Raw genomic sequence first — 12665 nt, forward strand, 5'->3', positions numbered from 1 at the left:
AACGCAGCATTCGATACGCAACTCTATAACTGATTGACACCAAAAAATCTACAGCTGTGTTTGCGCAAAGACCCAAAGAATCTCTTTTCGACCGTCTAAAAGGCATCAGACGTGCTGGGCCCCTCATGTGCGAACGGCTCCAGCGAAAACCTTATAGCGATCATTTCCGGACTGTTTCAGTGCGGAATGTTGGGATGCTCGGGTGGAAGATGATCCCCGATAATGTGGGAAACCGCATTCGATAGGTGTCGTAGTGCGATACCAACAATGGCGTAATGTTCAGCCCATAATCGTCGATTAGCCTAGGCGACCTTGTATATTGGTGATGTTCCTCTGACGGCGCGCATAACCTACCCCTTTAACAAACAGAACGGAGTTTCCGATCCCAGCATTTCCGTTTCAGGAATGCTGGTCTCGAGTGCTCAAGCCCGGGTGATTGGCTTTGCTTTCGCCGGCTGGTTTGTGGGGGATGTGTGTTGATTGCGTATTTGGTCGGATTAATTGGAGAGCGAGTTGAACAGGCGCGTGTGGTTCAGACAGGACTGGCCTCTTGGAAGAATAGCCCGGCGTCGGTCATAAATCTCGACATAACCAAGGCGGTCTTGTTAGTCGCAGCCGGTCTCGCCCTCACAGCGCCGGCAGACGCCCAGACTGCTTGCACGTCGTCGCCATGCACGGGCGCTACGGTTGTTGACGCGAACTCAGCCGACTATTTCCCCAACATATCCGGTTCCACCTGGCTGTTTCGGGATACAAGCCTGCTCAACGCGACAGCAACCAGTGCTATTAGCGGTGGTACGCAAGCATTCTATAATTCGAGTGCGCTGAACGCCACCGCGATGAACTCCATTATTGGCGGATCGCAATATTTCAACGACCTCAGCAGTCTCAATGCGTCACAATCATTCGCCATTGCCGGCGGCGGGCAGAGCTTCTACGACACCAGCACGCTAAATGCATCGGCGACAAATGCGATTAGTGGCGGCTTTCAGTATTTCAACGCCAGCAGCAGGCTGGACGTAACAACGGCAGGCGGCCTCAGTGGCGGGCAGCAGGTTTTTTATGACACCAGCGCGTTGAACGCCGCGACAGCGAACGCCATCGTTGGCGGTTCGCAGTTTTTCAATGGCAGCAGTCATCTAAATGCGACCGCATCAAGCGCAGTCAACGGTGGAACGCAGAGTTTTTACATTAATAGCGTCATGGCGTTGACAGCTGCCAACGCGCTGAGCGGTGGTGAGCAATATTTCAATGACAACAGCGTGTTGGATGCTGGCGTGGGCGAAGCGGTCGGTGGCGGCGCGCAACATTTCTACAATCTCAGTGTCTTGAATGCGTCGGCGGCCAATGCTGTCAACGGTGGCGCTCGGGAGTTTCACGATAGCAGCGTTTTCAACGTTTCCGCCACCAGCGGTCTGAGCGGTGGCGCTCAGACCCTCTATGGCAATAGCACGCTTAATGTTCTGGCCACCAATGCTGTGACGTCAGGTGTTGGCGTCAATTTCGACAATCTGCCGGGTGGCGTTGGGGGAACCATCAAACTCAATGGGTTTAGTACAACCGTCGGCGCTATCAACAGTATTGGCGCAGGCGCTGGTCTCGTTGAAAATGGCGCGGCGACAAGCAGTGTCTTGACCATTGACGGTTCGTCTGTCGGCCCGTCACAATTTTCCGGCGTGATTCAAGATGGCGGCAGCGGTCGGCTGGCTCTGCAACTCAACAGCGGCGTGCTGACGCTTGGTGGTATCAACAGTTTTTCAGGCGGCACGACGATAGCGGGGGGCGTGTTGCAGGTGTTGCGCGATGATAATCTCGGCGATCCGACCGGTGGCCTGATTTTCAACGGCGGCGCATTGGCGACGACGGCGAGTTTCCAGACGAGCCGGTCGATCACGCTTACGCAGGCCGGAATTTTCGATGTGCTGGATAATACCGACCTCACCGTGAACGGTGTCATATCGGGACAGGATGATCTCGTGAAGGTGGGGGCAGGGACGCTTCAACTCACAAATAGCGGTAATAGCTATCGCAACACGGTCATTGAGGCGGGTCGTCTCGTCGGCAATTCGGAAACGATTGCGGGCAATATCGCAAATGCGGGTGTCGTCGTTTTCGCGCAGGCAGCTGATGGCAATTTTGCCGGAAATATAGCGGGCGCAAGCGGGGTTGCTGGAACGATGATCAAGGAAGGATCTGGCAGCCTTATCTTGAGTGGCGCGTCAGATCTCAACTGGATCGTACAGGAAGGCGACCTGACTTCCAGCGCGGAACGTTTCTCCGGCGATGTCTCTATTGCTGCCGCGGCCGCATTTACATTCGATCAGGTGACCAGCGCGCAGTTTACCGGTCTGTTGACGGGTGAGGGGACTTTCATCAAGGCTGGACCTGGAACGCTCGCCTATAACGGCGAAAGCCCCGGATTTGCGGGCATGACCAAAGTGTCCGCAGGCGGCTTGATTGTCGGATCGGATGATAGTCACAGCAATGCGGTTTTGGGTGGCTCCTTCATTATAGGAGACGGTGCCTTGGTTGGTGGGCATGGCTCCATCGGTTCGGGCAGTGGGTCGCTGGTCGACATTTTGACTGGCGCAACTTTGTCGTCTGGCAATTCGATTGGTACGTTGACAATCAACGGAGACCTGACGCTTCAAAGTGGATCGACTTTCGCCGTTGATATTGCAGGCGCTGGCATGAGCGATCTGACGCATGTGACCGGCGCAACCACGATTTTGGGCGGAAATGTCAGCGTGACCGCCCTTGATCCTGCCACCAGGTATCAAAGCGGACAGACCTATACGATCCTCACCTCGGATGGCGGAATAAACGGCGCTTTTGAGGATACAGTATCGAAGTCGGCCTTTATCAATGCAAACGAGACCTATGATCTCAACAACGTTAATCTGACAATTGCTGTCAAAAATGTCGGTCAGACGGATGGGGGAGGTGTCGACCCGACCTCGGGCACACCGCCACCGGCGCTCTTCGCAACTGTTTCGGAAACGAGGAACCAGATCGCGACGGCAAAGGCGCTGGATACGCTGCAGCAGTCGGGGCCATCTCTCGAACTTTACAACAGATTGTTGATGCTCAGCGCAGACGAGGCGCGATCTGCTTTTAACCTTCTGTCCGGCGAAGCCTATGCTTCAACGAAAGCAGCACTCATCGAAGGAAGCGCCGTTATTCGCGACGCCATGAACAGTCGTTTGCGATCAACCGAGAGCTTCGTGCTGTCGCCCTCCGCAACTCTACTTTCCTATGGTCCCGAGAGTGGCTCGACTGCCGCCAGGCCGGACGCGTTTGCGGCGATAACATCCACGGCTCGCGAGCAAAATTATAACGCCTGGATTCAGGGCTATGGTAACTGGGCTTCAATCGACGGCAACGGAAACACTGCGGGGCTTGACTACAATACCGGCGGCTTCGTTGCGGGAGTAGACGGTACAGTATTCGATAATTGGCGTCTTGGATTGCTGGCGGGCTATAGCCGGACAACATTCGATGTGGATGGGCGCGCATCCTCGGGGCAAAGCGATAATTATACATTGGGCGCCTATGCCGGTTCGTCCTGGAAACTGAACAATGGCAATGCAATCGCCTTCCGCACCGGGCTTGCCTATACGTGGCACGAAATCGAGCTCGACCGATCCGTCATTTTTTCGCGCTTTTCCGATAGTCTGAACAGCGATTATCACGCCAGCACGTTTCAGGCTTTTGGCGAACTTGCTTATCAATGGGGTAGGGAAGATGCTCCATTGGAAGCGTTTGCTAATCTCGCTTATGTGCATCACCGCACGGATGGCTTCAATGAAGCGGGAAGAACGGCGGCGCGGCTCTCTGTCGATAGCGATACGATGGACACAGCTTTCACCACCATCGGCTTGCGGGCGTCACGACATTTTATGCTGGGCAATGTATCGGCCAATGCGCACGGGTCTATTGGCTGGCGTCACGCCTATGGCGATATCGACACAAGTTCGACGAACAGTTTCATCGGGTCATCCGCCTTCACGGTTTACGGAGCGCCGATTGCGAAGGACGCAGCGCTCATCGAGGCTGGCCTGAACTTCAATCTTTCCCGCAGCGCTACGCTTGGGGTCAATTATACCGGCCAGATTGGTTCTCACGCCTATCAACAGGGTGTAAATGCCGTGCTTAGGGTGAGGTTTTGACCGGGGCGGAAATCGCGGCGGCAATGGCTTCGCGCAGTTCATCGACATCAATGGGCTTATGCAGCATGAGTGCCCCGCTGGCATTGACCTCCCTCAATCGCGCGGGAGAGGTATCTCCGGTGACGATAATCGCCGGCAGAGGTCGCCCGACCACCGAACGCAGTGTTTGAATGGCGTCGAGCCCGGTAACGCCTCCGCCCAGCCGATAGTCTGCAATGATCAAATCGACCGGCGCGTCCCCACTCTCGAGGGCTGCCGCATAGGATGCCTCAGCCTCTGCGGCTGAGCGCCCCGGATAAATCCGGTGCCCATCAAGGTGAAGCAGCTGCTCCATGGCGTCGATAACATCTTTCTCGTCATCAATGACGATGACGCCGAGCGAGGTTTCCACTTCGAGCGGCAGATGCCCTGGCGGGTTTGCGTGGTCTTCGTCGCGGGTTTGGGGAACCGTGAGCGAGAACATTGAGCCTCGGCCCGGAATGGACACGAGTTTCAACGGATGTCCCAGCAGCATGGCTGTGCGCCGGACTATGGCGAGCCCTAGTCCCAGACCTTGCGACCGGTCGCGCGCCGGATTTTGCAGCTGGACAAACTCCTCGAAAATCTTCGCCTGTTGATCGGTTGGAATACCGGGGCCCGTATCGAAGACCTGAATTTCGATCGCATCGCCGCGTCTGCGACAGCCAAGGAGGATGCGACCTTGCTTGGTGTATCGAAAAGCATTCGATAGAAAGTTGTTCAGGATGCGTTTGAGCATCATCGGATCGCTATCGACATAAAGATCGCTCTCGACAACATGCCACTGAAGTCCGCGTTGCTCTGCTTCCAGCGCAAATTCGTCATGCAGGTCGTGAAATAGTACCGACAGAGAAACCGGTTCGTTCACCACCGTTACAATGCCCGCGTCGAGCCGCGAAATATCGAGCAGCTCGTTTAAAAGTCCGCTCAGATCGTGGACGACGGATTTTGCCTTCCCGGCGAGATCGCGTGCATCGCTGGATGCAACATTGCCGCGCTGCCCCAAGACTCCGAGCGTGGATATCAGCAGGCTCAATGCGTGGATCGGTTGGCGAAGATCGTGGCTTGCCGCCGCCAGAAAACGTGTCTTGGCCCTGTCGGCGCGCTGCGCCCGGTCCGTTTCCTCCTGCAAATGCTCGACCAGATTTTCGTTTTCCAGTCGCAGGCGAATGGTCTCGTGCAACATGCGATAGGTGATCCGGCAATAATAGAAATTGATGGCGACAAGCGAGGCCAGCAGAAACAGGAAGGCGCCAGAAATTTCGCTTTCGCTGGTGATGCAACGCACCGCTATCGGTATGACCGTCGCGATGATTGACCCGACCAGCGCTGGTGGAAAGGCCGAGAGCGAAGGCACCGTGCCACAGACAAGTCCGGTCAGGACGATGACGGTGAAGGACAGAACGATTGGCGCTTCCGGCAGAAACCCCGCCCACCCCAGCCCGCCCCACAACAGGCCAGATATCCAGGAAAAGCTCGCGGCAAGCCACGCCCAGCGCTGAATGGACTGCGCGTCTCTTTGGCGGCTAAAGAATTGGCGTGATGCGAAAACACGGATTGCGGTCAGCAAATAAAGTGCGCCAAGCCATCCGGCTATCCAGCTTGTTGGCACAGCATTTTTCAGAACATAGATCGCACCGAGAGAAATGACGACGTTCGAGATAATGACGCCATAGGAATTTCGGTACAAAAGCTCCGTGAGAGCCTGACGTATCCTGTCTTCCTGCATCCGTCCTCCCAATATGTTGCATTGTCGTCTGTTGCGCAGTGATATACTTAAATTATTGATCGATCAGTAACTTGCCGCCAATAAGTTGTGATTTGAACGATTTGCGCCAATGGGCGCCAATGCAAGGTGAATGATAGCCGGATGACCCGTCCTCTTACCGCCATTCTTGCCGACGACCACGCTATCGTGCGTCAGGGGCTGAAGCTTCTGGTTTCCGTGATGGACGGCATCTCCGTCATCGCGGAAGCCAATGATGAACGTCCGTTATGGAGCATGTGCGCAGTGCAGGGGCCGATCTGCTCATTCTAGACCTCGGCATGCCAGGGGTCGCCGGAATTCAATTCATCTCGGAAATAAAAGCTGTTGCGCCCAGACTGAAAATATTGATCCTGACTGCGAATGTTGAGCCCAGAACAATTCTCGCCGCGATGGAAGCCGGGGCCAGCGCCTATCTGACAAAGGACGGCGATCCGGAAGAAATCGGCGCCGCCATCGACGCTGTCAGAAATGGCAAGACCTATCTGGCCCAGTCCATCCGTTTTGCGATCACGGGGGCGATGGGCAGCAGCAGCTCTGAGCCCGCGCCGGATATTCTGTCGCCGATCCCGCTGACGCGTCGCGAACGTCAAATTCTGGCGCTGGTCGCGCAAGGGCTGACTGCGCGGGATGTAGCTACGCGACTGGGGATCAGTCCGTTGACCGCACGCAAGCATCGCGAAAACCTGATGCGGAAGCTTAATCTCCATAGTTCTGCCGAGCTGACGGCCTATGCCGTTCGCCTCGGATTGCCGACCACGTAACGGGCACATCGCCGGAGATTTGCTGGGGTCAGCTAGCTTCCGAGCGCCGCAGCAATCCCCACGATCATTGGTCCCATAAGGGGCAGGAGAACATTGGAAATCGCATAGGTGACCGTGTATCCGATGACCGGCGTCGAATTCCCGGCCTGGGACACAAGTGCGCTGATCGTTGGCGTACTGCAATGCTGACCAGCGATTGCGCCAAGAAGAATTGGTGTCTCGATCTTCATCAGTTTCGCGCCGACAAAAAGTGACACGAGAGCCGGAACGAAGGAAACGATCAGGCCAAGGATCGGCAGGATCAGTCCGTATTGAAGGACAAGATCGATCGCCTCGGGTCCGGCGCTTAACCCGATGGCGGCGATGAATGTCGCCAGTCCGAAATCTTTCGCAAATTCAGCGGCAGGAACCGGAAACCCGCCGCGCGCCGGATTTCGCATGTTGAGCCAACCGAAGACAAGGCCAGCGATCAAGGCGCCGCCGCCTGACCCTAACGTCAGCTCCCAGCCGCGGATATTGAGGGAGAAATTGCCCAGCAGAAGACCAGCGACGATGCCCAGTCCGAGAAAGACAAAATCTGTGCTGGCGACTTTGGGCAAAGGCTTGCCTAATGCTTGCACTGCGCGGGTGACTACCTCTTCCTGTCCATAAAGCGTCAGAACATCTCCTTCATGGAGAACCGTACCGGGCAGAGCCGGGATATTCTGCCCTAACCGGCGAATATTCGATATGAACACGCCACGCCGCAATTCTGGCGACGCCGAATGGCGCAACTGGCGAATTTGACGCCCAAATGCGTCAGCCCGGATGAGAACCACTTCACGGGTCACCAGCGCCAGACTGGTGCCGTCTGGCACGGGCACCTCGTCTCCAAATGAATCCTGAATGGCGATAACAGCGTTACGGCGTCCATGCACAATGACAATGTCATCCGGCATCAAAAGGAACGTAGGGTCTGTTTGAAGAATTTTCTTATGTCGGCGCACACGTTCAATCGTGACCGTCCAATTCCAGCCTTTCTCCAAATCGCCAACCGTCTGTCCGCCGATGAAGCCAGCCCTGAAAGCACGAGCGACGAACATGGGGAGCCCCTCGACCTGAACGTCGTCCTCATCCTCCGAACCCAGTTTTCTGGCGAGCGCCTGCGCCTCGGTTTTGAGATCGACCTTCAAAAGTATTGGCGCAAGCTGGGTCGTGAACACCACGATTGCCAAAAGGCCGAACAGATAGGTGAGGCTGTAGGCGGTGGCGACATTGGCCTGCAATTGTTCAATCTCTTCTGGCGAGACGGGCAGACGGGAAATCGTTTGTGACGCTGTGCCGATGACCGCGGATTCCGTCGCGGACCCTGCGAAAAGGCCGGTTGCCGTTCCGATATCGAGCTTGAACAGAATGATCGCAATCGAAACCAGCAAAGTGACGCATACAACTTCGATGATGGAAAAAATTCCATACCGCCACCCACCTCGAATATTGGCGAAAAACTGAGGTCCCGCCGTAAATCCGAGAGCGTAGATGAAAAGAGTGAAGGCGCTGTCCTTCAGGTCCGGCGAAATGCGGACGCCAAGTTGCCCGATTGCCAGCGCCGCCAGCAATGTCCCGCAAACCCCGCCCAATCGAACCGGGCCAATGCGCAAGCGGCCGATGAGGTAGCCTATTGCAAGGGAAGCAAATAGCGCCACCACAGGGTCAGTGAGAAAATACAACGCGGACCCCCAGGCTTGCAAATCTATATTCTATTGCTGACGCATAACTAATATAATAATTCAGTTTTTCTGTCTGTCCAGATTCTGGAAAGTGCTTTTATAACAATTTTTTAGATGATTACTTGGAATTGGCCGCCTTGCGTTTCTGACGCTGCCGTCCGGCGTTATCGGAAACAGGACGCATATCCGTAAAGGTTAATTCAGCGGTAGCTCGTGTTGAATGGGAACAACCAATTATTATTTATCTATTGAATTGATATTCGGTCGGATTTAGTTTCATAGTCCGTTAATGGAAGAATGATTATTATTTAATTGAATAATATTACATTTAGTTAAATTAGCTACATGTAAGATATCGGTAAAAATTATATTGTGGCGATATGTTCGAGCGGCTGATCAATAACAGGTTTCGGGATAGAATATGGAAAAGCGACCGCTGACCCTGACGATTAATGGCGCCACAGTCGGACCCGTTGACGTTCCGCTCGGGATGCCGATGATCGACTTTCTGCACGAATATCTCGACCTGACGGGCACGCATTTTGGCTGCGGTCAGGGCATCTGCCATGCCTGTACAGTTATCGAGGTCAAGCCTGACGGCACCAAGGCTGAAAGCCGCACATGCATCTATGATGCACATTTTTTTGCCGGCAAATCGATCCTCACCATTGAGGGCCACGCGCAGCGCGACAGTGACGGTAGTATTCTCAGCCTGACACCGGTGCAGCGGGCTTTCATCGATCATTTTTCCTTTCAGTGCGGCTATTGCACGCCGGGCTTCGTTGCAGGCGCGACCGTTTTTATCGAACAGCTGAAACGACAGCCTGTAAAGCGTGCTGAGTTGGAAGCGGCGATTGAGGATGCGCTCGATGTGCATATCTGCCGCTGCACCGGCTATGTCCGTTATTACGAGGCGATCCGGGATGTTGCTCTCGCAACACCCGGCTGCGTCATCGGTTGATGGGGCGGAGCGGGGCATGAAACATAAGCGTCTTTACCACATTGCTTTGGCCGTCACGCTCGTTGTCATCGCGGGCGGATTGTCGGTTCTGCTGGGTCTGTTCCGGACCTCAACCGTCAGCCCGGATGTACAAACACCGCTGTCAGTCGAACAGATGCATGCGCTTGTCCCCCGGGGACAGGAACTGGCGCGCGCTGCCGATTGTTTCGGTTGCCATTCCCTGCCCGAAGGTCCGATGGCAGCGGGAGGCGTTGCTATCGCCACCCCTTTTGGCACTCTGCATTCGACCAACATCACGCCAGATCCGACTTACGGCATTGGAAGATACAGCCGGGCCGATTTTCATCGCGTGATGAAATATGGCATCGCGCCCGGTCATCGCAATCTTTATCCGGCTATGCCCTACCTGTTTACGCAGGTAACGACGCCGGATGATATCGATGCGCTCTACGCCTATCTGATGACGATACCGCCTATGGCTGTCGCCAACAGACCCAACAGCGCCATCTTTCGGCTTCCGGTTCGTCCTTTCGTGAATTTCTGGGCGCTTCTGACTTTTCCCAAAACGCGAAGCGACGCATAACGACCAGCGCTCTGCCGATTGGAACAGAGGGGCTTATCTGGTTGAAGGGCTGGCTCATTGTGGTGGATGCCACACGCCGCTCAATCTCATGATGGCGCCCGACTTTGCGCGCAATCTGCAAGGGGGCATTTTGGAGGGCATGGTCGCGCCCGACATTACGCAGCCCAGCCTGGCACGACAGGGCTTCGATCTGCGTGCCTTGAGCCAATATCTGAAAACGGGCATTGCTCCGCAGGGAACATCGTTCGCCGATATGAATACGGTGACCCATTTCTCCACCAATGTCATGTCCGACGACGATATTCGCGCTATCGCCACCTATCTGCTGACGGACAGTGACGGCAATATTCCGCCGCCAAAACCCGCGCCCGAAGCCTTGCCGCAGGCCGTTACGTTGCCGCCGGATGCCGATATGGACAAGGGGCGTATGTCCTATATTTCGGCCTGTTCGGGCTGCCACGGTTTGAACGGCGAAGGCATACCCAATGTCGCGCCCGCCATGAAAGGCAACGGCATAGTTGCGCTGGATAAACCGAACGCGCTGATCAGTGCCGTTTTGAACGGTATTGCCACTCAGGCATTCACCAACCAGCAGCGCATGTACGCCATGCCGGCCTTCGCCGACACGATGGACGAGGGCGAGATCGCCGCGCTCGTCAGTTGGATGCGGGCGCAGTGGGGCGGGCGGGGGCCATGATCGTCAAGGGCAACAAGACCTTTCCGGTCGATGAGATCAAGCTCCAATCCGGCACAACGGTTGGCTATGGCTCGAAGGACCATTCGATTTTCCCGCTTTATTGCGTGATGGCGGCGTTTTACGGCGGTGGCAAAGCCGTGCGTCTTGCCAATGATCGATATGAGCAGTTCCAGATGGGCCTCAAGCGACATTCGTTCCATATGGATGTCTCGCTTGTCGCCGACCGCAAGACGGGCCAGTTCGAAATCATGAAAGGGCACTATGTCGCCAATGGAGGCGGACGGGCCAACTATTCCTTCTCCGTCGCGCAGGTCGCTGCAACGGCGGCGCAATCGATCTATTATCTGCCGAAATCGGATTTCAGTTCGGTCGCGCTGGCGAGCCAGGCCGTGGAGGCCGGTTCCATGCGTGGCTATGGCGCGCTTCAGGTCATGTCGGTGACTGAACTTATGGTTGATGAACTGGCAAATGAACTTGCCATCGACGCCATTGAGCTTCGTCGTCGCAATGCCACCAAGGCGGGTTACCTGAACACGCAAGGCGCTCAGCCGCTTGGCGATCCGCGCAATATCGAAATGCTCGACAAGGCGGCCAGTAATCCGCTGTGGACCAATCGCAAACAGGCCAAGAAGGATTATGACGCGGCGCATCCGGGGCGCCTTTACGGCATCGGCTTCGCGCAGGTGCAGAAGGATTACGGCACGGGGGCGGACACCTCCGCGCTAGCGCTGGAATTCGACGCACAGGGGCGGCTGACCATGCGGCATTGCGTGCAGGAAATTGGCACCGGAGCGACAACGGCGCAACAGGTTCTGGTGCGCGACATTATCGGTAAGGTGCCGGATGATGTCGAATTCGGCGTGACGGATTTTCCGCAGCTTCCGATTACCAGCACCGGTTCGCCCTATACCATGACGCAGGCGCAGCAGGACGAGGCCGAGAAGAACCCTTTCTGGGTGCCTGCCACTTTGCCAGCGATGAGCGCCTCCAACAGCGCGTATTTTTTAAGCTTCGGCACCCGGCAGGCCGCGCAGTTCCTGCTGGAAAACACCATCTGGCCTGCCGCTCGGACTATCTGGAGCGAAGGGCCAGCCGACGGACAAATATCGGCCGGCGACGTCACTTTCGCCGACATCCGTATCGTCCCGGGCGGCGTGGGCGGCGGCAGCATGGAAACGCTTTCCTTTGAACGCATCGCCCGCAAGGCGCACGAACTGGGTTTGATCACCGGCGTGGCGCTTCATTGTTTCAGCCGCTGGGAATGGGCGACCGCCCAGTTCACCATACCCGGCGCAGGCATGCGCGAGCTTGCCATCGACGCTTTGGCGGTGCGCTATGGTGATGGCGCTCCCGCAGAGGCGAAACGGATGACCACGGGTGGTTATGAATATATCAAACGCAGCAAGGTCAATTTCCCGCCGGTGCAGCGCGTCAATGCGGGCGTGACGACCTATGCGCCAGCGTCCTGCATTGTGGAACTCAACGTCAACACCTTTACGGGTGCGGTTGAGATCATGCAGCATCACAGCATTCTCGATCCCGGCAAGATCATCGTGCCCGAACTGGTTTCGGGCCAGCAGCAGGGTGGCCTCGCCATGGGCATCGGCCACGCGCTTATGGAGGAGCTGCCACTTTACGATGATGGTCCGGGCGACGGAACATGGAATTTCAATCGCTATACATTGCCGAGGTCGAAAGACGTCGCCGTATGGAAACAGAGCGCGGACTATCTGACGCCGCTTTCCGACACTTCGCCGCCAAAGGGCATTGCCGAGGTCGTGACGATCCCGATCATTCCGGCCATTGGAAACGCCATAGCGCATGCCACGGGCAAGCGGTTCTATGAACTTCCGATCACACCTGAAAAGATCAAGCGAGCACTTGGTTAGAGCAACTTAGACAAGTCGATAAAAAACGGCCGAGCGGTTCGCACAAACCTTCAGTGGAGCAAGTCGAGGAATTGTTGCACCGGGGAAGAGCAATCAACTTTGCGAAGCCTTCG

At 56.0% G+C, this 12665-nt stretch carries 9 protein-coding genes; 7 read left to right on the plus strand and 2 right to left on the minus strand.

The window, feature by feature from the left end:
- Positions 1-527: 527 nt before the first annotated feature.
- On the plus strand, positions 528-4169 hold the full coding sequence (locus tag WIX40_RS21310) for an autotransporter domain-containing protein (protein WP_339442016.1): 3642 nt from the start codon (positions 528-530) through the stop codon (positions 4167-4169).
- On the opposite strand, the gene WIX40_RS21315 is transcribed toward WIX40_RS21310, so the two are convergent.
- A complete protein-coding gene (locus tag WIX40_RS21315) occupies positions 4153-5916 on the minus strand; it encodes an ATP-binding response regulator (protein WP_339442017.1) in 1764 nt (587 codons plus the stop codon). The two genes, WIX40_RS21310 and WIX40_RS21315, sit on opposite strands and share 17 nt — an antisense overlap.
- A gap of 141 nt (positions 5917-6057) precedes the next feature.
- On the opposite strand from WIX40_RS21315, the gene WIX40_RS21320 reads away from it, so the two are divergent.
- Together WIX40_RS21320 and WIX40_RS21325 are read left to right on the plus strand one after the other, a co-directional pair.
- Positions 6058-6225 (plus strand): response regulator, encoded by a 168-nt coding sequence (locus tag WIX40_RS21320; protein ID WP_339442019.1) that lies wholly within the window; start codon positions 6058-6060, stop codon positions 6223-6225.
- Between the two features lie 8 nt (positions 6226-6233).
- Positions 6234-6716, plus strand: coding sequence for a LuxR C-terminal-related transcriptional regulator (locus tag WIX40_RS21325; protein WP_339442391.1), 483 nt, complete (start codon positions 6234-6236; stop codon positions 6714-6716).
- Between the two features lie 32 nt (positions 6717-6748).
- Here the strand turns inward: WIX40_RS21325 and aspT are convergent, their stop codons facing one another.
- Positions 6749-8422: an aspartate-alanine antiporter gene (aspT, locus tag WIX40_RS21330; protein ID WP_339442020.1), complete on the minus strand. Its 1674-nt coding sequence runs from the start codon at positions 8420-8422 to the stop codon at positions 6749-6751.
- 421 nt (positions 8423-8843) lie between these two features.
- On the opposite strand from aspT, the gene WIX40_RS21335 reads away from it, so the two are divergent.
- From WIX40_RS21335 to WIX40_RS21350, 4 genes are all read left to right on the plus strand, one after another.
- Complete coding sequence (locus WIX40_RS21335; RefSeq protein WP_339442022.1) at positions 8844-9383, plus strand: (2Fe-2S)-binding protein; 540 nt, start codon at positions 8844-8846, stop codon at positions 9381-9383.
- A gap of 16 nt (positions 9384-9399) precedes the next feature.
- Complete coding sequence (locus WIX40_RS21340; RefSeq protein ID WP_339442023.1) at positions 9400-9966, plus strand: c-type cytochrome; 567 nt, start codon at positions 9400-9402, stop codon at positions 9964-9966.
- Between the two features lie 88 nt (positions 9967-10054).
- Positions 10055-10663: a c-type cytochrome gene (locus WIX40_RS21345; RefSeq protein ID WP_503657159.1), complete on the plus strand. Its 609-nt coding sequence runs from the start codon at positions 10055-10057 to the stop codon at positions 10661-10663.
- A complete protein-coding gene (locus WIX40_RS21350) occupies positions 10660-12552 on the plus strand; it encodes a xanthine dehydrogenase family protein molybdopterin-binding subunit (protein WP_339442025.1) in 1893 nt (630 codons plus the stop codon). The genes WIX40_RS21345 and WIX40_RS21350 overlap by 4 nt, the downstream gene beginning before the upstream one ends.
- Positions 12553-12665: the final 113 nt, after the last annotated feature.

Origin of the sequence: Ochrobactrum teleogrylli, from assembly GCF_037482325.1 — a bacterium.
In the GTDB taxonomy this organism is placed as follows: Bacteria; Pseudomonadota; Alphaproteobacteria; order Rhizobiales; family Rhizobiaceae; genus Brucella; species Brucella teleogrylli.